The organism is Planotetraspora sp. A-T 1434 (assembly GCF_025420585.1).
Taxonomy (GTDB): Bacteria; Actinomycetota; Actinomycetes; order Streptosporangiales; family Streptosporangiaceae; genus JAOEGB01.
Genome location: NZ_JAOEGB010000001.1, coordinates 727,437 through 752,803, shown reverse-complemented (window position 1 = coordinate 752,803; position 25,367 = coordinate 727,437). Strand labels below are relative to the sequence as shown.

At 69.2% G+C, this 25,367-nt stretch carries 24 protein-coding genes; 7 read left to right on the top strand and 17 right to left on the bottom strand.

The window, feature by feature from the left end:
• The 4 genes from N5079_RS03325 to N5079_RS03310 all read right to left on the bottom strand — a co-directional run bounded on the left by N5079_RS03325 (position 1) and on the right by N5079_RS03310 (position 3,454).
• Positions 1 to 969: an MvdC/MvdD family ATP grasp protein gene (locus N5079_RS03325; RefSeq protein ID WP_261581820.1), complete on the bottom strand. Its 969-nt coding sequence runs from the start codon at positions 967 to 969 to the stop codon at positions 1 to 3.
• 202 nt (positions 970 to 1,171) lie between these two features.
• A complete protein-coding gene (locus N5079_RS03320; protein WP_261581819.1) occupies positions 1,172 to 1,339 on the bottom strand; it encodes a hypothetical protein in 168 nt (55 codons plus the stop codon).
• 103 nt (positions 1,340 to 1,442) lie between these two features.
• Positions 1,443 to 2,069: a hypothetical protein gene (locus N5079_RS03315; protein WP_315967771.1), complete on the bottom strand. Its 627-nt coding sequence runs from the start codon at positions 2,067 to 2,069 to the stop codon at positions 1,443 to 1,445.
• Entirely contained in the window at positions 2,066 to 3,454 is a 1,389-nt protein-coding gene (locus N5079_RS03310; RefSeq protein WP_261581817.1) for a selenium-binding family protein, read from the bottom strand. Before N5079_RS03310 ends, N5079_RS03315 begins: the two co-directional genes overlap by 4 nt.
• A 119-nt stretch (positions 3,455 to 3,573) precedes the next feature.
• Here N5079_RS03310 and leuE point away from each other — a divergent pair, with 119 nt between their 5' ends.
• Complete coding sequence (gene leuE, locus N5079_RS03305) at positions 3,574 to 4,263, top strand: leucine efflux protein LeuE (RefSeq protein WP_261581816.1); 690 nt, start codon at positions 3,574 to 3,576, stop codon at positions 4,261 to 4,263.
• Between the two features lie 9 nt (positions 4,264 to 4,272).
• Here the strand turns inward: leuE and N5079_RS03300 are convergent, their stop codons facing one another.
• Positions 4,273 to 5,118, bottom strand: a complete 846-nt coding sequence (locus tag N5079_RS03300; protein ID WP_261581815.1) for a TIGR03619 family F420-dependent LLM class oxidoreductase — start codon at positions 5,116 to 5,118, stop codon at positions 4,273 to 4,275.
• Positions 5,119 to 5,362: 244 nt separating this feature from the next.
• Between N5079_RS03300 and N5079_RS03295 the strand changes: the two genes are divergently transcribed.
• Positions 5,363 to 6,013: a DUF3159 domain-containing protein gene (locus tag N5079_RS03295; RefSeq protein ID WP_261581814.1), complete on the top strand. Its 651-nt coding sequence runs from the start codon at positions 5,363 to 5,365 to the stop codon at positions 6,011 to 6,013.
• Between the two features lie 39 nt (positions 6,014 to 6,052).
• Here the strand turns inward: N5079_RS03295 and N5079_RS03290 are convergent, their stop codons facing one another.
• Positions 6,053 to 6,520: a nuclear transport factor 2 family protein gene (locus N5079_RS03290; RefSeq protein WP_261581812.1), complete on the bottom strand. Its 468-nt coding sequence runs from the start codon at positions 6,518 to 6,520 to the stop codon at positions 6,053 to 6,055.
• 148 nt (positions 6,521 to 6,668) lie between these two features.
• Between N5079_RS03290 and N5079_RS03285 the strand changes: the two genes are divergently transcribed.
• The gene (locus tag N5079_RS03285) at positions 6,669 to 7,394 is read left to right on the top strand and encodes an SDR family oxidoreductase (protein ID WP_261581811.1); all 726 of its coding nucleotides are present in this window, start codon (positions 6,669 to 6,671) and stop codon (positions 7,392 to 7,394) included.
• Between the two features lie 47 nt (positions 7,395 to 7,441).
• Entirely contained in the window at positions 7,442 to 8,314 is an 873-nt protein-coding gene (locus N5079_RS03280; RefSeq protein ID WP_261581810.1) for an aryldialkylphosphatase, read from the top strand.
• A 283-nt stretch (positions 8,315 to 8,597) separates the two neighbouring features.
• Here N5079_RS03280 and N5079_RS03275 read toward each other — a convergent pair whose 3' ends face one another.
• The 6 genes from N5079_RS03275 to N5079_RS03250 form a co-directional block, all read right to left on the bottom strand.
• Entirely contained in the window at positions 8,598 to 9,992 is a 1,395-nt protein-coding gene (locus tag N5079_RS03275; RefSeq protein ID WP_261581809.1) for an NAD(P)/FAD-dependent oxidoreductase, read from the bottom strand.
• 46 nt (positions 9,993 to 10,038) lie between these two features.
• Complete coding sequence (locus N5079_RS03270) at positions 10,039 to 10,824, bottom strand: ABC transporter permease (protein WP_261581808.1); 786 nt, start codon at positions 10,822 to 10,824, stop codon at positions 10,039 to 10,041.
• A complete protein-coding gene (locus N5079_RS03265) occupies positions 10,821 to 11,684 on the bottom strand; it encodes an ABC transporter permease (protein ID WP_261581806.1) in 864 nt (287 codons plus the stop codon). The genes N5079_RS03270 and N5079_RS03265 overlap by 4 nt, the downstream gene beginning before the upstream one ends.
• 156 nt (positions 11,685 to 11,840) lie before the next feature.
• A complete protein-coding gene (locus tag N5079_RS03260; protein WP_261581805.1) occupies positions 11,841 to 13,100 on the bottom strand; it encodes a spermidine/putrescine ABC transporter substrate-binding protein in 1,260 nt (419 codons plus the stop codon).
• Positions 13,101 to 13,358: 258 nt separating this feature from the next.
• Positions 13,359 to 14,507 (bottom strand): ABC transporter ATP-binding protein, encoded by a 1,149-nt coding sequence (locus tag N5079_RS03255; RefSeq protein ID WP_261581804.1) that lies wholly within the window; start codon positions 14,505 to 14,507, stop codon positions 13,359 to 13,361.
• A gap of 51 nt (positions 14,508 to 14,558) precedes the next feature.
• Positions 14,559 to 15,992, bottom strand: a complete 1,434-nt coding sequence (locus N5079_RS03250) for a gamma-aminobutyraldehyde dehydrogenase (RefSeq protein WP_261581803.1) — start codon at positions 15,990 to 15,992, stop codon at positions 14,559 to 14,561.
• Between the two features lie 221 nt (positions 15,993 to 16,213).
• Here N5079_RS03250 and N5079_RS03245 point away from each other — a divergent pair, with 221 nt between their 5' ends.
• Positions 16,214 to 16,702, top strand: a complete 489-nt coding sequence (locus N5079_RS03245; protein WP_261581802.1) for an Lrp/AsnC family transcriptional regulator — start codon at positions 16,214 to 16,216, stop codon at positions 16,700 to 16,702.
• A gap of 30 nt (positions 16,703 to 16,732) precedes the next feature.
• On the opposite strand, the gene speB is transcribed toward N5079_RS03245, so the two are convergent.
• The 3 genes from speB to N5079_RS03230 all read right to left on the bottom strand — a co-directional run bounded on the left by speB (position 16,733) and on the right by N5079_RS03230 (position 19,945).
• Positions 16,733 to 17,692, bottom strand: a complete 960-nt coding sequence (gene speB, locus N5079_RS03240; protein WP_261581800.1) for an agmatinase — start codon at positions 17,690 to 17,692, stop codon at positions 16,733 to 16,735.
• A gap of 62 nt (positions 17,693 to 17,754) precedes the next feature.
• Positions 17,755 to 18,396 (bottom strand): cyclase family protein, encoded by a 642-nt coding sequence (locus N5079_RS03235; protein ID WP_261581799.1) that lies wholly within the window; start codon positions 18,394 to 18,396, stop codon positions 17,755 to 17,757.
• A gap of 22 nt (positions 18,397 to 18,418) precedes the next feature.
• Positions 18,419 to 19,945 (bottom strand): purine-cytosine permease family protein, encoded by a 1,527-nt coding sequence (locus N5079_RS03230; protein WP_261581798.1) that lies wholly within the window; start codon positions 19,943 to 19,945, stop codon positions 18,419 to 18,421.
• 229 nt (positions 19,946 to 20,174) lie between these two features.
• Between N5079_RS03230 and N5079_RS03225 the strand changes: the two genes are divergently transcribed.
• Complete coding sequence (locus N5079_RS03225; RefSeq protein WP_261581797.1) at positions 20,175 to 21,692, top strand: PucR family transcriptional regulator; 1,518 nt, start codon at positions 20,175 to 20,177, stop codon at positions 21,690 to 21,692.
• On the opposite strand, the gene N5079_RS03220 is transcribed toward N5079_RS03225, so the two are convergent.
• Both N5079_RS03220 and N5079_RS03215 read right to left on the bottom strand, forming a co-directional pair.
• Positions 21,689 to 23,191, bottom strand: coding sequence for a M1 family metallopeptidase (locus N5079_RS03220; RefSeq protein ID WP_261581796.1), 1,503 nt, complete (start codon positions 23,189 to 23,191; stop codon positions 21,689 to 21,691). The two genes, N5079_RS03225 and N5079_RS03220, sit on opposite strands and share 4 nt — an antisense overlap.
• Before the next feature lie 114 nt (positions 23,192 to 23,305).
• Positions 23,306 to 24,298: a DivIVA domain-containing protein gene (locus tag N5079_RS03215; RefSeq protein ID WP_261581795.1), complete on the bottom strand. Its 993-nt coding sequence runs from the start codon at positions 24,296 to 24,298 to the stop codon at positions 23,306 to 23,308.
• A gap of 164 nt (positions 24,299 to 24,462) precedes the next feature.
• On the opposite strand from N5079_RS03215, the gene N5079_RS03210 reads away from it, so the two are divergent.
• On the top strand, positions 24,463 to 25,332 hold the full coding sequence (locus tag N5079_RS03210) for an ATP-binding cassette domain-containing protein (RefSeq protein WP_261581794.1): 870 nt from the start codon (positions 24,463 to 24,465) through the stop codon (positions 25,330 to 25,332).
• Positions 25,333 to 25,367 lie beyond the last annotated feature (35 nt).

The following is a 25,367-nucleotide window of genomic DNA, read 5'->3' as shown; positions in this document are numbered from 1 at the left end:
TCATCGTCCAAGGAGGAAGTCGCAGACGGCGGCACTGATCGGAAGCCCGGTCAGTCTCTCGATCCAGAGGTACTGGCCGGAGGGATTGATCTCCAGGAACACGTATCGCCCGTCCGGAGTGAGGATCAGGTCGATCGCCCCGTAGCTCAGGCCGAGCTTCCGCACGAGGCGGAGGCACCGGTCGTGGACGTCCTCCGGAAGGCGGTGCGGGAAGTGCGGCGTGTTCTTCAGGTCATAGCTCCGCCAGTCGTGGCGGGCCCGGTTGCTGGCCTGCGAATGGATCTCGGCGGCGAAGACCTCCGAGCCGACGACAGTCACTCTCAGCTCGACCCGCTTCGGCACGTAGACCTGGAAGATCATCGGGCAGAACCGGACGGCGTCCACATAGCCGAGGTCGGCCGGTAAGACCTGCTCGGTGTAGCGCATCACGCCGACGGAGCTCATCGGCTGGTAGCCGTAGGGCTTCGACACGATTCGCCCCTCGTGCCGGTTGTAGAAGTCGAGGACCTCGTCCGGCTGGGTCGTTATCAGAGTGGGCGGGATCTCGAAACCCAGGCGTGTGGCGACGGCCAGTTGATGCTGCTTGCGCTGAGCGAAGTCCAGGACGGAGTGCCTCGCCGGGAAGAGCCGGCAGTCCAGGCTCTCCCAGATGTCGCGGACGAGAAGGCCGCACTCCCGCTCGGCATACTCGCGGGCGGCGTCGCCCGCGATCTCGTCGTGGACGACGGGGCTGTTCGGCCGCCGGAACCACACGGCGGTCAGGGTCTCCAGGTCGACGGTGGCGTCCCCCAGCCAGAGGGAGCGGCGTGCCGGTCCATGCGGCTCGAAGGCGGCCTGCAGGGCGGCGTCCTTGGGAAACCGCGCCGGGTCGTGCCGTACGACCGTGGCGCCACGTTCGACAAGCATCGGCACGACGTGATCCGCGTGCTCGTCACCGTCCTGGGTGAGGACGAGGACTGTGGGCGTCATCATGTCCACTTTCGAAAGGTGCGGGCTGCTCGGGAGGGTGCGTGGCCCGGGTCGCCGGAGCGCGGGCATGCCGCCGCTGTGGCCTGACCACTCGGAACATTCGGAGCCTGGGCCGTCAGGGGCCCAGGCTCCGGGAGAGGCGGCCGTGCAGCCGCTCATCAGCGACGGATCAGGCGCGCATCAGGTGCGCATCAGGCGCTGATCAGCCGCACCACGGGTAGTAGTCGGAGAAGCCACCCTCCGGGTCCTCGGTCGCGCCGTTCCCCAGCTCCCTCGGCTCTCCGCCGGAGATCGCGCCCAGCTGCTGCTCGTCGAGCTCGGTGCCGATGGCGGCGATGTCCGTGATCGTCGTGCGGGCGTTCCTGGCCATGTGAGTTCCCCCTCTTTCTGTGGGTCCTGCTTACGGGGGAAACTCTGCCTGGCCGGTCTTGGATTTCACTTCGTTCTGGCTTGCCGGTGACTTGATCGTCTTGTCACCAGGCCGTGACCAGGGTGAACACGCCCACTCCGACCAGGGAGAAGGCCCACATCCGGTCGAGGTTGAACCAGGCCTTCCTGAGGACCGCCAGGCCGACGAACTCGTAGACGACGAGCGCGATCACCGTCGCCACGACGAACATGGACAGCGTGTGGATCCCGGCGACGAACATGCCGCCGGACAGGCCGTGGTCGTGGTGGCCGCTCTGGGGGCCGCTCTGGGGGCCGCTCTGGGGGATGCGCGTCAGCACGGGCAGCAGCATGAGGCCGGCGCCGTGGACGGACGACATGAGGAACGACCAGGCGGCCAACTGCGGGAGCGACAGCCGCATGCCGACCCAGCGGAAGTGCCGCCTGGCGAGCAGATGCCACAGGCCGAACCCGACCAGCAGCACGCCGGAGCCGATCCCGAGCGCCGAGCCGGTGACCAGGGAGCCGGTGGCGCTTACGGCGAGAACCACCACCGCCACCGAGCCGAGATGGCCCAGCGCGATGACCGGGAGGGACTGCAGCAGCAGGTCGCGGCTGCGCTCCTGCAGTCCCCGGGCGACGGCGAAGAGCCAGCCCATCGCGGGATTGAGCCCGTGAAAGGCCCCGAGCAAGATGACCGCGGTGAGGGTCACGGGTAGCAGTAGGAGTCGGAGGACGCGTCGCCGCCCTGCAGCCGGGTCTGGTGCGGGCGCAGGCCACGGAAGTCGTCGCCGTGCGGGAAGAACCGCTCGTCGAGGGTGAACGACGCGGTGTCCACCTTGGCCATCCAGGCGCCCACCCCATCAGGGTAGAACTGGTCGTCCCAGGAGCCGTAGAGCGAGTTGGTCACGTAGACCCGCTTGCCGTCGCGGCTGACCTCGACCATCTGCGGTCCGCCCGCCAGCCGCTCCGAGGGCGCGGCGGGATGGGCGGCCCGCCGTACGATCCCGCCGAGGTGGATCGAGCCGGTCTCCACGGGCGCGAAGGGGTCGGAGACGTCGTACTGCTTCAGCTCGCCGGTCCCCCAGCACGACACGTAGAGGTGCTTGTCGTCGACGGACAGGTCGATGTCGGTGACCAGCGGCGGGACGGCGCCGAACGGCTTGAGCACGTCGGGCAGGTCATCGGCCGAGGCCGGCTCGGCCGGGATGTCGATGACCTTCTTCACGGCCCAGCGGGAGCCCTCCTCGTACCAGACCCAGACGGAGGCGGACAGGTCTTCGACGCTGGTGACGACGCCGACGAAGCCGTACTTCTTGGTCGGGTCGTGGGCCGGCCTGAGCTCCAGCGTCATCTGATACTGGTCGCCGAGGTCCACCTCCTGGACGTGCTTGCGCTTGCGCAGGTCCCAGAAGTGCAGCCGGTGGCCGTACTTGCGACCGAGCAGCAACTCGCCGACCACGCCGTCCTCGACCATGGACGGCGTGCCCCACTCGGAGGAGACGAGCACGTCGTGGTTGATGTGCCACCAGAAGTCGTAGGCGAGGTACTGCGAGCCGCGGTCGACCTCCCACCGGCCGAGGACCTCGAACGAGGTGTGGTCGAGCAGGGCGATGCCGCCCGGCCCCTCCTCGCCGTACCCGCCGAGCGCCGACACGTACAACCCCTCGGGGCCGCAGTGGACGGTGTGCGGCCGGGAGTATCCGGCGCGTTTGCCGAGCTCCTCGGCCTCGATGACCTTGACGAGCTCAGGGCTGACCCGGTCCTTGGTGTCGTACACGTAGATCCGCGAGGACCGCAGGCCCGGCACGATCAGGTATCGCCGCTCGACGTGCGGGTGCGGCGCATAAGGGCACAGCGCGCTGCTGCACGCGTTCCAGCCGAAGTGGTGCAGCTCGTCCCCGGTGTACGGAAGGTCCGTCCAGCCGACTACCTTCCCGTAGGAAGAGGACTCGGGATCGGTGTCCAGCACGGCCAGCGCGTCCGGCTTCTGCGCGGAGCGGTCGAAGGCGGCGACATATGCCAGCTTCTCCGGCGGGGCCTCGGCGGCGTCGCGGGGAGAGGGATAGAACGTGGGATCCGGCTTCCAGAGGGTCATGCGCCCAGGATCTTCCTACTTTTCCCATCGGGTCAATAGGCATATTGACTCTCTAGCGTGCCGTGACCACGGTCTGTAAACCGCTATAACAAGAGATATCGTTCTTTAGGGGAGCATGGATGTTCTTCGGGATCACCAATATCTGGACCTACGTCATCGGGTCGTTCCTGATCATCCTGCTACCCGGGCCGAACTCCCTCTACGTGCTGTCCAGCGCCGCCCGGCGAGGCGTCCGGTACGGCTATCGCGCCGCGTCCGGGGTCTTCGTCGGCGATTCCGTGCTCATGTTCCTGTCGGCGGCCGGGGTGGCGTCGCTGCTGAAGTCCACACCGCTGCTGTTCTCCCTGGTGAAGTACTCCGGCGCGGCCTACCTGGCGTGGATCGGCTTCACCATGCTCCGCTCGGCGTGGAGGTCGTGGCGGGCTCCGGCCGCCGCCCAGGCGGAGGCGCCGGAGGCGGACGCGCGGGCGGGGGACCTGCGGGAGGCCGCCCCGCCGTCCGAGCGGGAGCGCCCCTTCCGCAAGGCGCTGACCATCAGCCTGCTCAACCCCAAGGCGATCCTGTTCTTCGTGGCGTTCTTCGTCCAGTTCGTGGACCCGTCGTACAGCGCGCCCGCGCTGTCCTTCCTCATCCTGGCGCTGATCGTGCAGGTGTTCAGCGTGGCCTACCTGACCACGCTGATCTTCGGCGGCACCTTCCTGGCGAACCACTTCCGGCGCCGCCGCAAGCTGGCGGCGGGCCTCACCTCGGGCGTGGGCGCGCTGTTCCTCGGCTTCGGGGCCAAGCTCGCGACAGCCACCCTCAGCTGAGAAGGGGGGTCACTCCCCGCGCATCTCGGCGAGGGCGTTCTCGAACTCGTCCATCGCCCGCTCGACGCGGCCGAGGTTGGCCGAGGGCAGCCACGCCATGACGCGGGCCACGCCGGCCTTCTCGCACTCCTCCAGGACCCGGGGATCCGACGGCGCCGACAGCATTATCACCTTGACCCGTTTGCCCGCCTCCTCGGCGAGCCGGAACAGCTCGGCGACCCGGTCGAGGATGCCCGGGGAGTAGTTCGGCAGCCAGGCGTCGCCGTAGGCGAGCACCCGCTCCAGCACGCGCGGCCCCACGCCGCCGACCAGCACCGGCGGGTGCGGCCACTGGGCCGGCTTCGGATACGACCACATCGGGCCGAACGACACGAACTCGCCGTGGTATTCGGCCTCGTCGTCGGTCCAGATCCGCTTCATCGCCTCGATGCGCTCCTTCATCACGGCGAAGCGCCGACGCGGGTCCACCCCGTGATCGCGGGTCTCCGGCTCGTTCCAGCCCGCGCCCACGCCGAGCTCGAACCGGCCACCCGTGAGCCTGTCGATGCTGGCCACGGTCTTCGCGAGGTTGATCGGATCGTGCTGGGGGACCAGGCAGACGCCGGTCCCGACGCGCAGCCGCGTCGTGGCGAGGCCGGCCGCTGTGCACGCCACGAAGGTGTCATAGGTATGCCAGTACCTGCGCGGCACCACACGGCCCCGATCGTCCTTCAGCACCTCGCCGCCCGGCGGGATCGGGATGTGGGTGTGCTCGGTGAAGAGGAGGGCCTCGTGCCCGCGCTGCTCCACCAGCCGGGCGAGGTCCCCAGGGCTGACGGCGTCGTGCGTCGAGAAGTAGCCAAAACCAGAGTCCATGGGGTCAAAGTAACGGCAGTGACGGCTGAGCCCGAGCCGACACCCGGCTCCCCGACCGTAAAGCGGCGGCCATGCCGTACGGGAATGAGGGAGGGGCGGAGAGGCGCCGGAAACGTCCCGGAAAGCCCTGAGGGTCGGGTACGGTAGGCCACCGGTAAAGGCCTGCCCAAGTGTTTCGGCGACCGGCCCCTGGGTAGGCGTCGTAGCTTTAGCGTCGGTCCTTCAGCCGGCCCGTTGGAGTGTCATGAATCACGCACCTATCGTCCTGCCCCGGCTCACCGCTTTGATCAAGCAGGCGGTGCCGCGGCTCCTCGAAGGTGTGGTGGCTCCCCTCGCCGTCTTCTACACGACATTCGTGGTGCTCGGACAGAGGGGCGCGCTGCTGGCCGCGATGGCGTGGGTCTATTTCGGGCTGCTGTGGCGGCTCGTCCGCCGCCGTCCGATCCCCGGCACGATGGTGATCGCCGCTCTGGCGATCACCGTGCGTACCCTCGTCGGGCTGTGGACCGGCAGCATGGTGTTCTACTTCATCCAGCCCGAGCTCGGCACGATCTGCATCAGCATGGTCTTCCTCGCGTCGGTGCGGATGCGGCGCCCGCTGGTCCAGAAGCTGACGCTCGACTACATCCACCTGCCGTCGTTCGTGCTGAGGCACGAGCGAGTCCGCAGGTTCTTCGCCCGGATCACGCTACTGTGGGCGTTCGTCCTCCTGGCGAACTCCACGGTCAGCATCTGGCTGCTGCTCCACCAGTCGATCGGGAGTTACCTGCTGATCCGGACGACGGCTGTGGCGGTCATCAGCAGCCTGGCCTTCGTCGGCTCGGCGTGGGCCTTCCGCCGGGTGCTCCAGCGGCTCCACTCCGAGACCCGTGTGACCCCCGCCCTCACCCGCTGACCGCGCTGCGCCCGGTCCCCGTCTATCCGCCGGTCACGCTCATTCGCCGGCGGGAAGCCTGTGCGCCCACACGGTGTCGTCGCCGCGGCTGTGCCAGGCGTCGAACGTCATGGTGGTCACCTTCCAGCCCTCGGCCTGCCGCGCGAGCCGGAACCGGTAGACGCCCCACACCTCCCACATGCCGCCGCCCAGATCGGCGTCGAGCAGCATGTAGGTGTATGCCTTGGCGGTCATCCCGGCCTCGGCGCCGTCGACGTTGACGGCGTAGTTGCCGACCATGTGGAAGGTCTGCTTCCTGGCGTGGAGCACCGTCTTCCAGCCGTCCATGAGCTGCGCGGCGGTCAGCCGGGTGGGCTCGCCGCCGTTCAGTCTGGGGAAGGCGACGTTCACCTCGTCGTCGAACAACTCCTGGCAGACGGGCCAGTTCTTCGCGTCGGCCGTGTCGAAGACGGCGTTGGCGACGTCCACGATCTCGGCCCGATCCACAAGTGCGGCGATCTCATCCATGCCGATCACTATGCACCACGGCGGGCGGCCTCCGCGCGAGGCAGGCCGCTTCCACGCCCCCGCGCCGCGTGACAGAAGGGTCGAGCCGCGCACGCGCACGCCGGATCGGGCGACAGCGGATCGAGCCGGACGTGGTAGGACGAGGGCCATGAGAACAGCACTGGTCACCGGCGCCTCACGCGGTCTGGGCGCCGTCATCGCGGAGCGGCTCGCCATGGACGGCTGGCATGTCGCGGTCAACTACGCCCACGACACCGCCGGCGCCTCTGCCGTCGTCGAACGCGTCCTGGCCCGCGGCCACTCCGCGGCCCTCGCCCGGTTCGACGTCACCGACGAGGAGTCCGTACGGCAGGGCGTCGATGCCCTCGGGCACGTTGACGTGGTGGTGAACAACGCCACCGGCCCCCATCCGCTGATGCCGGTCGAGAAGCAGACCTGGGAGGATCACCTTGGCCAGCTGCGGTTCTTCGTCAAGGCTCCCCTGCTGATCCTTCAGGCCGTGCTGCCCGGCATGCGGGACGCCGGATCGGGCCGGATCGTCAACGTGGGCAGCGAGGTCACCGACCTCGGCAACCCGGGCTTCGGCCATTACATCTCCGCCAAGGCCGCCATGCACGGGCTGACCCGGTCGTGGGCGCGCGAGCTGGGACCGTACGGCATAACCGTGAACACGGTCGAGCCGGGCTGGATCCCTGTGGAGCGTCACGCGGACACCCCGGCGGCGGAGTTCGACTCCTACCTGCGCGGCGTGGCGCTCGGGCATCTCGGCGTGCCGCTCGACATCGCCGAGGCCGTCGCGTTCCTCGCCTCCCCCGGCTCCCGCTTCATCACCGGCCAGCGGCTGGCCGTCAACGGCGGCAACACCATGACCTGAGCTCCCGAATCGACCCTCTTTCGATAAAAATCGGTTAATGTCCGAGCATGTCCGGCGCATATTTTCCCCGAATCCAGACTGTCACGGGAGCCGTTCCCGTCGCCGAGATCGGCGGGCCGGTGCTCCCCAATGAGCGTCTGCGCACCGACACCCGCTGGGGAATCGGCGTGGACTCCGACCCGTATCGCTGGCTCGACGAGGAGAGGTACGTCGTCGACGAGCTCAGGCGGCTCTCGGCCGACCACGGGCTGAGCCTGGTGGTCGAGCACAGCGGCATCGGCATGGCCCGTGACCCGGCCTCCCTCGCCCGCATCGCCATGGGCGGCCGGGTCGCCGTGGTCGCCGCCACGGGCTTCGCCGCCGAGCCGTTCTCCGGCGCGCGGATCCAGAACTACGGCGTCGAGGACCTCACCGCCGATCTCCTTCACGAGATCGGCGCCGGGCTCGACGGCACGGGCTCACGACCCGGACTGATCGTGGCCACCGCCTGGGACGAGGAGCCGACCGCGGCAGAGGAGCGCGCGCTCGTCGCTGCCGCCCGCGCCTCCCTGCGGACCGACCTCCCCGTGGCCACGGAGGGTCTCGGGCTGCTGGAGCTTCTGCTCTCCCAGGGCGTGCCCGCCCGGCGGCTGAGCGCGCGCACGTCCGACGTTCCGGCCCAGCGGAAGGTGGCGGAGACCGGCGCCTATGTGAGCGTGTCGGATGCCGAGCACGTCCTCGCGCTGCTCGACGCCGGCCACGCCGACCGGGTGCTGCTCAGCAGCGGCGTCTCCCGGCAGGGACACCTCGCCGAGTACGGCGGGCACGGGTACGGCAGGCTGTTCCGCGATCTCGTCCCCGCCCTCCACGAGGCCGGAGTCGACGAGGAGACCGTACGGTTGATCACCCACGACAACCCCCTCCGCTGGCTCGCCGGCTAACCCCCGCCGTGATCATGCAGGGTTTCCCAGAAAGCTCGGGGACCCGGACGATCCCCCGCCGTGATCATGCGTCGATTCCGCCGCACACGGTCTGATCAGGGCCGACACTGTTCGTGATCATGCAGTGTCTGCCCGTCGAGCGTGGCCTCGTCATGCATGATCACGCTGCACAAAGCGCCAGGCAGGACCGCTCGTGCAGGAACATGTGCATGATCACGCTCCACAGAGCGCCAGGCAGGACGGCTCGCGCGGGAACATGTGCATGATCACGCGGCAGGGGGGCTCAGGAGTCGAAGCCGAGGCCCAGGGCGTCGAGGGTGCGGAGCCAGGCGTTGCGGCGGCCCTGGTGGGCGTCGGCTCGCGAGAGCGACCAGCGGGTGAGCTGGATGACGCCCGATCTGACCGGCTCGGGCGGGAACGGCACCGGCTTGCGCCTGACCATGCGGAGACGGGTGCGCTCGGTTTCCTCACCGCCCAGGAGGTCGAGCATCACGTTGGCCCCGAAGCGGGTGGCTCCCACGCCGAGCCCGGTGTAACCGGCGGCGTAGGCGAGGCGGGAGCCGTAGGCCGTGCCGAAGAAGGCGCTGAACCGGCTGCACGTGTCGATGACCCCGCCCCACCGGTGGGTGAACCGCACGTCGCCGAGCTGGGGGAACGTCTCGTAGAAGTGCCGCGCGAGCGTCACGAACGTCTCGTCCCGCTGGTCGTACTCCGGCTTGACGAGGCCGCCGTTGTGGTAGACGGCGTCGTAGCCGCCCCACAGAATCCGGTTGTCGTCGGTCAGCCGGTAGTAGTGGAACTGGTTGGCCGAGTCGCCGATGCCCTGCCGGTTGCGCCAGCCGATCTCGGCCAGCCGGGCCTCCGGAAGGGGCTCGGTCATCAGCGCGTAGTCGTAGACCGGCACGAGGAAGTGCCGCAGCCTGCGCAGCAGCGGGGAGAAGGCGCCAGTGCCCAGGGCCACCCGCCGGGCTTTGACAGCGCCCTGCGGCGTGGCCAGTTCCAGGAGGCCGCCGACGTCCCTGAGCGACCGGGCGGGGGTGTGCTCGAAGATCCGCACCCCGAGCCGGAGGCAGGCGTCCCGAAGGCCCCACGCCAGCCGGGCGGGGTCGACCATGGCCGCGCCGTCGCGGTCCCACAGAGCGCCCAGGTAGGTCGGCGAGTCGACCTCGGCCCGCACCTGGTCGCGGTCCAGACGGTCCACGCGCAGGCCGAGCGAGGAGGCGGCGGCCGCCTCCTCGTCGAGCCCGCGAAGCTGCCACTCCCCCGTCGCGACATGCATCTCGCCGGTCCGCTCGAACGAGCAGTCCACGCCGTGCCGGGCGAGGGACGCCTCGATCTGGTCGAGGTTCTCCCGCCCGAGCCGCTCCAGCGCGGCCATCTCCTCCGGCCAGCGTTCCAGGCCGTTGCCCAGGCCGTGGGTGAGGCTGGCGGCGCAGAAGCCGCCGTTGCGTCCCGACGCCGCCCAGCCGATCTCGCGGCCCTCCAGCAGGACCACGTCGAGCGCGGGGTCGCGCTCCTTGGCCATCAGCGCCGTCCACAGGCCGGAGAAACCGCCCCCGACGACGGCCAGATCGGCGGTGACCTCGCCCGTCAGCCGCGGCAGCGGCTCGGGCGCGATCGCGCGATCCAGCCAGTACGGCTTGCGCTCCGCGTCAGCGAGTGCCCTCAGCGGATCCACACATTTCACTTCCCCACGAGCTGTACGAGCTAGACGGCTATACGAGCTAGGCGCGGCGGCGTGCCAGGAGGGCGTTGCCCACCGCGATCAGCACGCCGACCGCGAAAATCAGCGTTCCCATGACGTTGACCTGCGGCGGGATGCCCACCCGGGTGGCGCCCCAGATCCACAGGGGAAACGTCACCGTGCCGCCGGAGTTGAAGTTGGTGATCACGAAGTCGTCGATCGACAGCGCGAACGCCAGCATCGATCCGGCCAGCACACCCGGGAAGATCATCGGCAGGGTCACGAGGCGGAAGGTGTCCCAGGTGCCCGCGCCGAGGTCGCGCGCCGCCTCTTCCAGCGACGCGTCCAGCGTCATGACCCGCGCCCGCACCGTGACGGCGACGAACGAGATCGAGAACATGACGTGTGAAATCACGATCGTCCAGAACCCGAGCGGCACGGCGAGCGTGACGAACAGCGAGAGCAGCGAGGCGCCCATCACGATCTCGGCGCAGGAGATCGCCGCGAACATGATCAGGTTGGTGACGCCGGCCCCGCGGAAGCGGTACCGGCCGAGCGCGAGGCCGATGAGCGACCCAAGCACTCCCGCGATCACCATCGTGAGCACGGCGATGACGATCGAGTTGACGAGGGCACTGGTCAGGTCGCCGATCTCGAACAGCTTGCCGTACCACTTGAGCGTGAAGCCCTGCCACGTGGTGTTGAACCGGCCGTGGGTGTCGTTGAACCCGAACAGGATCATGACGGCGATCGGCAGGACGAGCCATGCGATCACGAGCCAGGTGTAGATCTGAAGCCCGCGCCCCTTGAACAATCCCCGGTTCATCGGGCGGCCACCTCCAGCACGTCCTCGGTCCCGAGCGCCTTGGCGTAGACGAAGATGCCGATGAGCAGGAGCGCCATCAGCGTGAACGACAGGGCCGACGCGACCGGGTAGTCCTGGTTGACCAGGAACTGGTTCTGGATGACGTTGCCGATCATCGTGTTGCTCGTGCCGCCCAGGACCGACGCGTTCACGTAGTCCGACGTGGCCGGGACGAACGTCATGAGGACCCCCGCGAACACACCCGGCAGCGACAGCGGCAGCACGACCCGCAGGAACGTCTGCGTCTTGCTGGCGTACAGGTCCTGGGCCGCTTCGAGGACCCGGGGGTCGATGCGCTCCAGCGCGACGTACATCGGCAGCACCATGAAGGGCAGGAAGTTGTACGCCAGGCCGCCGATCACCGCGACGCTGGTGGCCAGGATGTGGAAGTCCTGCGGCACCAGCCCGGCGCTCTTCAGCGGGCCGAGGAGCAGCCCGTTGTCGGACAGGAAGAACTGCCACGAGATCGTCCGCAGCACGAACGACACGAGGAACGGCAGCAGGAGCAGGAAGAGATAGAGCGACTTGCGGCTGCCGCCCTTGAACGCGATCCAGTACGCCACGGGGAACCCGATGACGATCTGGATGATCGTCGCGGCCGCGCCGTACACCAGCGACCGGATGATCTGGTCGTGGTAGTTGCTCAGCCCGTCGGCGTAGCTGTGCCAGTTCCAGGTGAAGGCGAAACCGTTCACCACGTCGCCGGACTGGAGGGACAGCGACAGCATGACCACGGTCGGGATGACGAAGAAGATCGCCAGCCAGAGCCCGCCCGGGAAGATCAGCGCGTACGGCGTGAGCGCCGTCCTCAATCGGCTCATGACTCCTCCTCGCCTAGCGGCTCGAAGTCGCATTCGCGAAGGGCACTGCGCCCACTGATTCGCTCGCTCCGCTCGCTCATGACTCCTCCTCGCCTAGCGGCTCGAAGTCGCATTCGCGAAGGGCACTGCGCCCACTGATTCGCTCGCTCCGCTCGCTCATGACGTGGTGATGGACTGGAAGAGGTTCTCGTACTGCTTCTGCTCCGCCGTGGTCTTGAAGGACCGGTAGGTGCGCAGCTTGGCGTAGTCGGCGTCCGTCGGGAAGACCAGGGGGCTGGCGGCGACCGACTCGAGGAGCTTCTTGTCGTCGCCGGTGGCCTTGCTCGCGTCGGCGAGGACGACGTCCTTCGCGCCGGGGACCGGCGTGACGTAGTTGATGTACTCGGCGAGGTGGGCGGCGACCTGCGTGTCGTAGAAGAAGTTCATCAGCGTGATCGCGTCCACGGGGTTGGCCGCGGTCTTCGGGATCATCATGTTGTCGGTCCAGATGGTGGCGCCCTCCTCGGGGATCACGAACTTGAGGTCCGTGCCGTCGGAGACGTTCTTCTGGAAGATGTCGCCGGACCACGCCTGGCAGATCCAGATGTCGCCCTTGCTCAGCGGGTCAACGTACGATTGATCATAATATTTCCGCACAATTCCGGCGTCGCGCTGCTCCTTGAGCTTCGCCGCCGCCTTCTCCCAGTCGGCCGGGGTCGACTTCTCCGGGTCGACGCCGAGCAGGAACATCGCGAAGTTGCCGATCTCCTGGGAGTCGGACATCATGCCGACCTTGCCCTTGTACTTCGGGTCCCACAGGGCGGAGTAGCTGGTCGGCGGGGTGTCGATGTACTTCGGGTTGTACGCGATGCCGGTCATGCCCGATGTCCACGGGATGCTGTAGACGTTCCCCGGGTCGTACGACTCGTTCTTGTAGCGGGCCCCGGCGTTCGCGGTGAAGTTGGGGAGCTTGGAGTGATCCAGCGGGACCAGGTAGCCGAGCTCGACGAGCTGGGTGAACTGGATGCCGTTGGTGACGACCATCAGGTCGTAGTCGATCGTCTGCCCGGCCGCGAGCTGCGGCTGGATCTTGGCGAACCAGCCCGCGTTGTCCTGGATGACCTCCTTGTAGGTCACCGTGATCCCCGTCTGCTGGGTGAACTGCTGGAGTTCGGGGTGCTTGGGGTCCATGTAGAGGGGCCAGTTGGCGAAGTCGACGTGGCCGTTCTTCACCTTGCCGGACCAGTACTTGTCCACCTCGGACTGGGCCTGCGCCGAGGAGCTTGGCTTGGCCACGCCCTTGCCCTGCACACCGCAGGCGGCGAGGGCCAGCCCGGCGACGGAGAGCCCGGCCAGGCGCATGGCGTCGCGACGGCCGACGCGGCCCTGGGTCAGGCCACGGAGAAAGGCGGGGTCCTGCCTGAAGGAGTCTGTCATGGGGTTCGTGCTCCAGGAAGTCGTGCTGTGCGGTTCGCACTGCGGGGGTGCCGCTACGGTTTCCGCTTCGGGATTCGCTCGGGAGGGTTCGCTCGGGAGGGTTCGCTCGGGAGGGTTCGCTCGGGGGGATTCGCTTGGGGCTCCGCGTCTCCGGGGCTTCGCGGGCGAGGGCTCGGAACGCCCGGTCCGCTCGGGAGGGTTCGCGTGGGATGTTCACGCGTGGGAGGTTCCCGTGGGCCTTCGCGCGGGGGGTCGCGTCTACCGCAGCAGGTAGGAGTGCCGCGGCTGCCAGGACAGCCAGACCGTGTCGCCGCGCTCGGCCGTTGTCGTGCTGTCGTGCGCGTTCTGCTGGAAGACGGTGATCTCGGCGCCGTCGGCGAGCACCACCGCGTAGCTGTTGTAGGTCCCGAGGTAGACGACCTCCGAGACCATGCCCCGCACGACGCTGAGGTCGCCCTGGGGCTCCTCGGTCGAGATCGTGATCTTCTCGGGACGTACGGTGAGGTCCAGCCTGTCCCCAGCGGAGGCCGTGCCGTCGACGGGAGCGAGGATCCGGTCGCTCGGCCCGAGGTCGAGCACGGCGGTCCCGCCGTTGACCTGATGCACGGTGCCGCTCAGCAGGTTCGACGTGCCGATGAACCCGGCGACGAACTTGGTCGCGGGCCGCTCGTAGATCTCGCGGGGCCCGGCGAGCTGCTCCACGAGGCCGTCGTTCATGACGGCGATGCGGTCACTCATCGTGAGCGCCTCGCTCTGGTCGTGGGTCACGTAGACGAACGTGATGCCGACCTCGCGTTGGATGCGCTTGAGCTCGATCTGCATGTGCTGGCGGAGCTTCAGGTCGAGCGCGCCGAGCGGCTCGTCGAGGAGGAGCGCGCGCGGCCGGTTGACCAGGGCGCGGGCGAGGGCGACGCGCTGCTGCTGGCCGCCGGACATCTCCCTCGGGCGGCGCTTCTCGCGGCCGACGAGGTCGACCACCTCGAGGATCTCGCCCACGCGGCGCTTGATCTCGGCGTCGGCGACCTTCTTGCGCCTGAGCCCGAACGCCACGTTCTCCCACACGTCCATGTGCGGGAAGAGGGCGTAGGACTGGAAGACCATGTTGATGTCGCGCTTGTTCGGGGGGACGGCCGTGACGTCCTCTCCTTGGAGCCTGACCACTCCCTGAGTGGGCTCCTCGAACCCGGCGATCATCCGCATGCTGGTGGTCTTGCCGCAACCGGACGGGCCCAGGAGGGAGAAGAACTCCCCTTCGGCGATGGTCAGGCTGACGCCCTTGACCGCCTGTACGACCTCGCCGTGCGAGGTGTACTCCTTGACGACGTGGTCGAGCTCGATGGCGGGCACATCTTGTGAATCGGGGGCAGCCGCGACGGCTGCCCCCGGACCCGCCTGGATCTCTGTCATTCCAGGCTTATCCCTCTTAATTCGATAGGTCGTACGGCTCCGCCGCGAAACCTATTCGCCGATGTAGTGCATTACGTGCTTGACCCGGGTGTAGTCGTGCAGCCCGAAAACCGACAGATCCTTTCCGTAGCCGGAGTGCTTGAAGCCGCCGTGCGGCATCTCCGACACGAAGGGGATGTGGGTGTTGACCCATACGACGCCGAAGTCGAGCCTCTTCGACATCCGCATGGCCCGGCCGTGGTCGGAGGTCCACACCGAGCCGGACAGGCCGTACCGCACGCCGTTGGCCTTGGCCAGAGCGTCGGCCTCGTCGGTGAACGTCTGGATCGTGATGACCGGGCCGAAGATCTCGTCCTGCACCATCTCGTCGTCCTGCCGGAGGCCGTCGACGACCGTCGGGGCGAAGAAGTACCCCGTGTCGCCGACCCGGTGGCCGCCGGTGAGGACGGTCGCGTGGCCGGGGACGCGCTGGAAGAACGACTCGACGCGGGCGAGCTGGTTCGCGTTGTTGAGCGGGCCGAAGTACGCGTCCTCGTCGTCGAGGCCGCCCAGCTTCGTGTTGGCGGCGGCCTGAGCGAGCGCGGCGGCGAACTCGTCGTGGATGCTCTCGTGCACCAGCACGCGGCAGGCGGCGGTGCAGTCCTGGCCGGCGTTGTAGAGGCCCGCGCCCGCGATCGCCTCGGCGACGGCGTTGATGTCCTTGATGTCCTCGAAGACGACGACCGGGGCCTTGCCGCCGAGCTCCAGGTGGACGCGCTTGAGGTCGTCGGCGGCGGACCTGGCGACCGACATGCCCGCGCCGACCGAGCCGGTGATGGCCACCATGCTCGCGCTCGGGTGGCTCACGACCAGGGAGCCGGTCTCGCGGTCGCCGGTGACGACGTTGAACACGCCGGCGGGGAGGACGTCACCGATGATCTCGGCGAGCTTGACGGTCGAGACCGGGGTGGTGTCCGACGGCTTGAGCACGATGGTGTTGCCCGCCGCGAGGGCCGGGGCGATCTTCCAGACGGCCATCATCATCGGGTAGTTCCAGGGGGTGACCTGACCGATGACCCCGATCGGCTCATGCCGGATCATAGAGGTGTGATCGGCGAGAAACTCCCCCGCGGTCGGCCCCTCCAGCGTGCGGGCCGCTCCCGCGAAGAACCGGAAGTGGTCCGCGGCGATCGGCGTCTCGTCCTCGGCCATCCGGGCGCGGGGCTTGCCGGTGTTGCGGCACTCGGCCTCGTTGATCTCGTCGGCACGGGCGTCGATCGCGTCGGCGATCTTCAGCAGCAGCGTCGCGCGCTCGGCGGGCGTCGTCTGCCCCCACGTCTCGAAGGCGGCCGTCGCGGCGGCGTAGGCGGCGTCGACGTCCTCCTGGCCGGACACCGGTGCCTGCGCGTAGAGCTCACCGGTCGTGGGATCGACCACGTCGGAGAAGCGACCGCTGACGGCGTCGACGAACTTCCCGTTCACGAAGTTCTGGAGACGGGTGGTCACCGTTGACCTCCTGTTGAGGTGGCTGAGTTGTCGCGACTCTGACAGACGAAAGAACCCACGACAAGGGATTTCGTGGCTAAGATACCAAATTGCTACGGAATCGCTTGACACGAGCGATGCGGCTGACAACATGTCAGACCTGGACGGCAACATGTTAAAAACCGTCCCGTAACACGAGGGCGCTACAGGGCACGCCCGCCAAGAGAGGACACCCCCCAAGGATGACGACTCCGCCAAAGGTACGCGCGGCCGCCAAGGGTGGACCCGTCGTGCTCGACGAGATCTCCAAGCAGATCGTCGAGCAGCTTCAGATGGACGGGCGAAAGCCGTACGCCGCGATCGGCAAGGCGGTGGGGCTGTCGGAGGCGGCGGTGCGCCAGCGGGTGCAGCGGCTCCTGGACCTCGGCGTCATGCAGATCGTCGCGGTCACCGACCCGCTCACGCTCGGCTTCCCCCGGCAGGCGATGATCGGCATCAAGTGCGAGGGCGATCTGGAGACCGTCGCCGACGAGCTGTCGTCGATCGACGAGATCGATTACGTCGTGCTGACGGCGGGCTCGCTCGACATCATGGTCGAGGTGGTCTGCGAGGGCGACAGCCACCTGCTGGAGATCCTCGGCAAGATCCGGGCGATCCCCAGCGTGCGGGCGACCGAGACGTTCGTCTACCTCAAGCTGCACAAGCAGACCTACTCATGGGGAACCCGCTGATCGGGCTCCCCGGCGGCGGCACACCGGCGGTCAGGCCGCGCGTCCGGCTCCGAGCTGGAGCGCGAGCAGACTGACCAGGTCGTAGGCCACGTGCGACGCGGCGACCGAGGTGATCTCGGCGTGGTCGTACGCCGGAGAGACCTCCACGACGTCCGCGCCGATCAGGTCGCTTCCCGCCAGCCCGCGCAGGATCTCCAGCAGTTCCCGGCTCGTGAGGCCGCCCGCCTCCGGAGTGCCCGTGCCCGGCGCATGCGCCGGGTCGAGCACGTCGATGTCGATCGAGACGTACAGCGGCCGCCCGCCGATCCGCCGGCGCAGCGCGTCCGCGATCTCGTCCACGCCCCGGCGCATCACGTCTGCGCTGGTCACGATGCCGAAGCCCATCCGGCGGTCGTCCTCCAGGTCCTTCCTGCCGTAGAGCGGGCCACGGGTGCCGACGTGGCTGAGCGCCTCCGTGTCGAGGATGCCCTCCTCGACGGCCCGGCGGAACGGCGTGCCGTGGGTGTACTCGGCCCCGAAATAGGTGTCCCAGGTGTCCAGGTGGGCGTCGAAGTGCAGCAGCGCCACGGGACCGTGGACCTTGGCGGCGGCGCGCAGCAGGGGCAGTGCGATCGTGTGGTCGCCGCCGATCGTGACGAGGCGGGCGCCGTCGCGCATCAGCGCCGACGCGGCGTCCTCGATCGTCTCAACGGCCTCGTTGATGTCGAACGGGTTGCACGCGATGTCTCCGGCGTCCGCGACCTGCACCGCGTCGAACGGCGAGACGTCCAGCCCCGGGTTGTACGGCCGGAGCAGCCGGCTGGCCTCGCGGACCGCCGAAGGGCCGAACCGGGCACCCGGCCGGTAGGACACGCCGCTGTCGAACGGCACGCCGACGACGGCCACATCGGCGCGGGGCACCTCGTCCAGTCGCGGCAGGCGCGCGAAGGTCGCCGGGCCCGCGAAGCGCGGAACGCGGGAGGAGTCGACGGGCCCCCGAGGCTCGGTCATTCTGCTCAATCCTTTCGTCCAAGAGCCGGCGGCTCTACGGCTGGAATGCATGGGCCGGGCGGTCACCGCACCCGGGCGACCGCCCGCACCGGGGCGCCGTCCGCCGCGGCCAGCCGGATCGGCAGGAGGGAGACCTCGATCTCCCGGCCCGCCGCCTGGGCGTCGAGGACGGGGTCCAGGTTGCGCAGGTTCTCCGCGATGACGGCGTGGGCCCCGCAGAGGATGCGGTGCGCCGGGAACTCCTCCGCCGGCGTCGGGTCCACGCTGAGCGCGTCGATCCCCACCGTCCGGATGTCCGACTCGACGATCAGCGCCGCCGCTTCCGGGGTCAGCCAGGGATGGGCGAAGTAGTCGTCGCTCCCCCACCGGGACGCCCATCCGGTGGCGATCAGGAGGATGACTCCGGGCCGGAGCCGGGGCGCCACGGTCTCTGGGCCGATCGGCGAGCGGGGCGGCAGGCCACGCGCGTCGACGACCGCCGCCGGGCCGACGAACCGGTCCAGCGGCAGGTCGTCGAGCGTGGGGAGGGCGTCGTCGATGTGGTACGGCGCGTCCACGTGGGTGCCGGACTGCGACCCGAGATGGAGGCCGAGGACGTTGACGCCCTCCGCCGCCACCGTGAGCGCGCGGGAGACCTCCACCTCGGGGTCTCCCGGATAGACCGGCATCCCGCCCACGATCGGCACCGACAGGTCGATGATCACATTGCCCCCTGGCCGTACACGCCTATGCCTCCGCGAGGAGCTTGCCGGCGTCCACGATAGGCGGCACCGGCGTCTCGGCCGCGCGGGCCAGGCGCGGGCCGGCCGGGCCGTACACGGCGCGTGGTTCGGGGAAGGCGAACAGCAGGCCGAGGTAGAGGACGGCGGCCAGGACGAGGCCGAGCGGAAGCGAGATGTCCACGCCTCCGGCGAGCTCGCCAAACGGCCCCACGTACTGCCCCGGGATGTTGGTGAAGAGGATGGCGACGACGGCGGAGATCAGCCAGGCCGACATGCCGCGCCAGTTCCACCCGTGGGAGAACCAGTAACGCCCGCCGCGCTGGCGCCGGTTGAAGACCTGCAACGCGTCGGGGTCGTACCAGCCGCGCCGGGTGACGTAGCCCAGGATCATGATCACCATCCAAGGCGCCGTGCAGGTGATGATCAGCGTGGCGAACGTCGAGATGCTCGCGGTCAGGTTCGCGGCGAACCGGCCGACGAAGATGAAGACGATCGACAGCGTGCCGATGAACACCGTGGCCTGCACCCGGCTGAACCTCGGGAAGACGCTGGAGAAGTCGAGGCCCGTGCCGTACAGCGAGGTGGTGCCCGTGGACATGCCGCCGATCAGGGCGATGAGGCACACCGGCAGGAAATACCAGGCCGGGGCCACGGCCAGGAGGCCGCCGACGTAGTTGGGCGCGGCCGGGTCGAGGTACGGCGCGGCCTTGGCGGCGATGATCGACGCGGTCGCGAGGCCGAAGAAGAACGGCAGCACGGTCGCGATCTGGCTCAGGAACGCCGCCGCCATGACGCGCTTGCGGGAAACCGACTCCGGGATGTATCGGGACCAGTCACCCAGGAAGGCCCCGAACGACACCGGGTTCGAAAGCACGATCAGCGCGGCACCGATGAACGACGGCCAGAAGAGCGGGTCGGCCGTGGACTTGAACGTGCCGGAGTAGGACGGGTCGAAGTCCCCGGCGAACGCGAACAGGCCCAGCACGAACAGCACCGAGGCGGCCGCCACCGCGATCTTGTTGACGAACAGCATGAAGCGGAAGCCGTACACGCAGACCGTGAGAACCAGAGCGGCGAACAGGCCGTAGGCGACGGCGTAGGTCGCGTCGTTCTGGGGCACCCCGGCCAGACGGGCGGCCCCGCCCACCAGCGCGTCGCCGGACGACCACACCGAGATCGAGAAGAACGCGATCGCGGTGAGCAACGACAGGAACGAGCCGACGACCCGCCCGTGGACGCCGAGATGCGCCGAGGAGGAGACCGCGTTGTTCGTGCCGTTGGCGGGCCCGAAGACGGCGAGCGGCGCGAGCAGCAGCGCCCCGACGACCAGGCCGAGGAGCGTGGCCGCGAGTCCCTGCCAGAACGAGAGGCCGAACAGGATGGGGAACGAGCCCAGCAGGCACGTGGCGAACGTGTTCGCTCCGCCGAAGGCCACGCGGAACAGGTCAAGAGGACGGGCGGTGCGGTCGGCGTCGGGGATGCGCTCGACCCCGTACGTCTCGATCTCGGTTATCGGGGGTGCCTCGGCCACAGCCTCTCCTCAGGGGTTCGCGATATGGGTCAGTGCGCGGGGGGATGCGCTGGGGGTGTTGCGCGGGGTCGATGCGCGGGAGTCGTCGCGGGGGGCCGGTGCGTACGGCTGCGCACGGGATGGCGGCTCGCGGAGAAGTCCCTGCTCAGGGGATGCGTATGTCGAAATTTTCCGACCTACGGCCCATAAGCGGCAATTGGTGTATTCACGGAGAAATACGGTGTGTCTTGTGGGTGACAACAAGGTGACCGTGGAGGAGCTGGTCCGGTTTCCGGCGCTCCAGCTCCGGGTGATGGCGGGCGAGAACGGCCTCGGCAGGTCGGTTTCCTGGGCCCACGTGAGCGAGCTGGAGGACCCGACGCCCTGGCTGCTCGGGTCGGAGGTCATCATGACGACCGGGATCGGCGTGCCCCGGACCGCCGCCGCGCAGCGGGCCTACCTGGAGCGGCTCGACGACGCCGGGGTGGCCGCGCTCGCGCTCAGCGCGGGCCTTCACGTGCCGCCGCTGCACAAGGGCTTCCTCGACGCCGCCGAGAAGCGCGGCTTCCCGGTGCTGGAGGTCCCGCTCGCGGTGCCGTTCATCGCCATCGCGCAGGAGGTCGCGGCAGCCGTACAGGAGGACGCGCGGCAGCGGCTCGGCGCGCAGCTCCAGGTGTTCGGCGCACTGCGCTGGCTGGCGTCGGAAGGGCTCGACGCGGCCGGGGTGTTCAAGCGGCTGGAGCGGCTGTCGGGCTACGACGTCTACCTCAGCACGCCGCAGGGGCGGCCGCTGCTGCCGGGAGTGCCCGTTCCCCCGGACGGCGCCGCCCTGCCGTCGTCGCCCGACGCCCCGCCGACGATCCCGGGCGGCTTCGCCCTCCCGGTCCCCGCGCCCGGAGGGCCGGCCGGTTTCCTGGTGGCGTTCGAGCGCGAGGGCGCCCGCCCCGCCGGGCTGGCCGTCGTGCAGCACATCGCGACCGTCGCCGCGCTCCAGGTCGCCATGGTGCGGACCCAACGGGAGACGCTGCGGCGGCAGGGCGCGGAGACGCTGGCCGACCTGCTGCAGGACCTGCTCGACCCGGCGGCCGCCCGGCGCCGGCTCGTCCGGATGGGCCTGCCGCCGGAGGCCGACGTCGTGCTTCTCGTGGTGCGGAACGCGGCCGACGACGCGGTGGTCCGGGCCTTGGACGACCATCCGCACCTGATGCTCCGCCGCCACCAGGATCTGTACGTGCTGATGGCGCACCTCACGGCCGACGCGCCCGCCCACCCCGGCGGGGCTGCGGGGAGGGGCGAGGCCGGATTCGAGGTGGCGGCACTGCGGGAGATTCCGGGGATCGCGGTCGGCGTGAGCCGGCCCCTGCCGCCGGGCTCGTCCCTGAAGGTGGCCCAGCGGGAGGCGCTGTGGGCGGCGGCGCGGGCCGCCGAGTCGGGTCAGCCCCTGGTGCCGTACGGCGAGGACACCACCGGCCGATGGCTGCCCGACGACGCGGGCGTGCTGGCCGGCCTGGTCGAGCACGTGCTCGGCGAGGCGCTGCGCTACGACGCCGAGCACGGGTCCGGCCTGGTCGCATCGGTGCGGACGTGGATGGAACGCGACCGCAGGACCGAAGACGCGGCACGTGCGCTGCACATCCATCCCAACACGCTGGCCTACCGGCTCCGCCGCTTCGGCGCGCTCACCGGCCGCGATCTCGCCGCGACCGGTGACTTCGCCGAGGTGTGGCTGGCCATCCGGGCCGGACGCCAGCTCGGGAGGATCTCCTAGAGGGCCGGCTTGCCCGCGTGGTAGAGCCAGGCGTCGAAGAGGCCGTCGAGGTCCTGGCCGGACAGCTTCTCCGCCAGGTCCACGAAGTCCTGCGTGGTGACCGTGCCGTGCCTGTTCTCCTCGGCCCAGGCCGGGAGCAGCTTGAAGAACGTCTCGTCGCCGATCTTCTTGCGGAGCGCGTGCAGCGTCATCGCGCCTCGCGTGTAGATTGCGTCGCCGTTGAACAGCTCCGCCTTGCCGGGGTCACCGGTCTTGACCTTCCAGAAGCGGCCCTTCTGCTTGTAATCGCGGGCGAAGGTCTTCTGGGCCGAGGAGCCGCCGTGCTGCTCCTCGTACAGCCACTCGGCGTAGGTGGCGAAGCCCTCGTTGAGCCAGATGTCCTTCCAGCTCCGCACGCCCACGCTGTCGCCGAACCACTGGTGGGCCAGCTCGTGCACGATCACCAGGTCGTCGCCGGCCATTTCCGAACCGCCGTCGTAAACGGGCCTGCCCTGGGTCTCCAGCGAGTACGCGACGCCGAGCTTGTCGGCGATTCCACCGGTCGAGGAGAACGGGTAGGCGCCGAAGACCTTCGACTCCCACTTGATCGCCTTGGCGGTGGTCCGGTGGAGGTACTTGGCCTGTTTGGCGAGCGCCGGGTCGTAGGCCGTGATGTTGGGCACGCCGTTGACGACGCCCTCCGTGACCTTGAACTTGCCGATCGCGACCATGGCGAGGTACGTCGCCATCGGCTGGGTCATCTCCCACTTCACCGTGGTGTAGCCGTTGCGCACGCCCACGATGCCGGGGTTCTTCGGCTCGCCGTTGGCCAGGACGGTCACGTTGACCGGCGCGGTGACGTGGAAGGTGAAGGTGGCCTTGTCCCTGGGGGTGTCGTTGGCCGGGAACCAGCTCCGGGCGCCGTCCGGCTCGGACAGCACGACCGCGCCGTCCTTGGTGTTGATCCACCCTTCCAGGCCGAGCGCCTCGTCATTGATCGCCTTCGGCTTCCCGGCGTAGGACACCTCGACGGTGAACGTGGCCCCCGACGGCAAGCCGCTCTTGGGGGTGATGATCAACTCTTGACCCTTGCGGGTGTAGGCGGCCTTCCTGCCGTTCACCTCGACCTTGTGGATCTTGGGTCCGGAGAAGTCGAGGTCGAACCGCGAGAGGTCCTGCGTCGCCGCCGCCGTGATCGTCGCGGTCGCGCTCAGGCGCCGGCTCTTCGGGTCGAACCGCAGATTGAGGTCGTAATGCCCGACGTCGTAGCCGCCGTTGCCGGCCTTGGGGAAGTACGGGTCGCCCACCCCGGCGGATCCAGGGGTGAAGGTCGCCCTCGCCGACGCCGGCCCTGTGATCAGCGCTGTGGCCGGCCCAGTGGTCAGCCCAGTGGTCAGCGCTGTGGTCTGCCGGGTCGTCAGGGCGTCCGCGTCAGCGGCGGTGGGGATCACGGCGGCGGCGAGCAACGAGAAACCGGCGGCGGAAGCGAGCGCCGCGAGGGGGGATCGTCTGCGAAGCATGCGTCCTATCGTGCTGCATTGTCTCACTGAATGTTGCCCTGAGCGATGAATACGGCATACGCGTGCCGTTTTGCGGCTTTTGCGGCTTTTGCGGGGATGCGTGCCACGGAACGGCTACGCTCGGCGCTCCAGGATCCCGGCGATCTCCGCGAGGAAACCGTCCACCTCGCTGATCGCGTAGCCCGCGCGGAACATGACGGTGGCGAACGTGGCGTTCTTGACCTGCTCCGGCGTCACCGGCCGATCGGCCGTGCCGCGCAAGGTGGCGACCACCCGGTCGAGGAAGGCGTCGACCTCGGCTTCCTTGTAGCCCATGCCGAACCTGCCCGGCCGGAACGCCACCCGCTCCACCCTGGCGGCCTCCGTCTCCCACCGGCCCGGCGGGCTGTCGCCCTCGGCCGAGCCGCGCTCCCGGATTGGGGCCGGCTCCCCCGCTGGGCCGTGCTGCCTGGCTGGGCTCGGGTCGCCGGTGGCCCCTTCGGGGGCCAGGCCGGCCTGCCGTACGGCTTGCGCCTGCGGGGCGATCTCCAGCGTCTTCGCGAACCCGGTCTTCTCAAACTCGGTCTTCTCAGACTCGGTCTTCTCAGGCTCAGTCTTCCCAAACTCGGTCTTCGCGAGCTCAGGCACGGCGCCCTTCACCGGGAGGCCAGGCCCCGCAGGCCGTACGGCGTCCTCAGGCCGAGGATCCGCAGGCCGTACGGCGACGTCCCGAACGGGGCCACGGACCTCTTCAGGACCCTTGACCTGGTCCGCCACGGGGGCCTTATAGGCGTCGGCGCGATGGGGCGGGTGAGGTTCCGCCGCGCCGAGGGCGCCGGGGGTTTCGCCGGGAAGAGCGGGAAGGGCGGGAAGGGCGGATGGGGTCTCCGTCTGGGCGGCGCGGCTCTCCATGGCGACGATGAACGCGTCGAGCGCGAAGTCGACGGCGATCTCGTTGTAGCCGCCCAGTTTGACGCCGAACTTGGCGCCCCGGATGTCGTCGGCCGTAACCGGCGGACCTTCCGAAGGGGCACGGCGGAGTGTGCGCTCGATCCTCTGGATCAACTCGTCGACCTGCTGGGGGTCGTAGCCCAGCCGTACTCCCATGACTCGTGGGAAGCGATTCACGCACTCCTCCGGCCCGCCGCTCGGTAAAGCGACATCCATTGTGTCGGTACGGCGAAGGCAAAAGCGAGCCCTCGTGATCGGGCCACATAATGGCCCACGTAACCGGCCGCGCCAGGCTCGATGCAGGGGCATGAAATGACATATCCCGATACGCTGCGGGATCTATGCGCCTCTCTAACTTGTCCTTCCGTTACGGGCGGCGGGATCCGTGGGTGCTGTCCGGCGTGCGGCTGGCCTTCGACCCGGGAGACGTGGTCGAGGTGGTAGGGCCCAACGGCACGGGAAAATCCACTCTGCTGCGACTGTTGGCGGGGCTTCTGAGACCCGTCAAGGGAGCGATCGAGGAGCGCCCCGGCACGGTGGGATACGCCCCGGAACGCTTCCCGGCCGACCAGCCGTTCACGGTGGCCGCCTACCTGCGGCACATGGCCGACATCAGGCGCGTAAACCCCGCCCGGATCGGCGAGTGGACGGAACGGCTCGGCATGGACCATCTGCTGGGGCGGCGGCTCCCCGAACTCTCCAAGGGGAGCGCCCACAAGGTCGGCCTTGTCCAGGCGCTGGTCTGCGAGCCCGGCCTGCTCATCCTCGACGAGCCCTTCGCGGGCCTCGACGCCGCCACGCGGGCCGAGCTTCCTCGGATCATCGGCGAGGTCTCGGCCAGAGGCGGCATCGTGGTCGTCAGCGACCACCAGGGCGGTCTCCGCACCTTCCCGGCGATCCGGCGTCACGAGGTCCGGGACGGGTCGGTCAGGGACCTCCCCGCGGAGGCCGTCTCTGCCCACGCGCCGGTGTCTGGCGCCGCGACGCCGACGGACACCCCAACCCACGACGCACCGCCGGCCGAGGCCGCGACCCGCCACGCGCCGGCGGCGGAGGTCGCGGCCGGGAACGCACCGGCTGATGACGCCGGCGACTCCGCGCCCGTCACCGTGCTGGAGGTCGCCGTGGCCGCACCGAAGGCCGCCGAGCTGGCCGACCGCCTGCGCGCCGAGGGCCACGCCGTCCGTGTCACGCGGGAGGCGGCCAGATGATCGCGCTGAAAGCAGCAGTTCCCACGCTCGCCGAG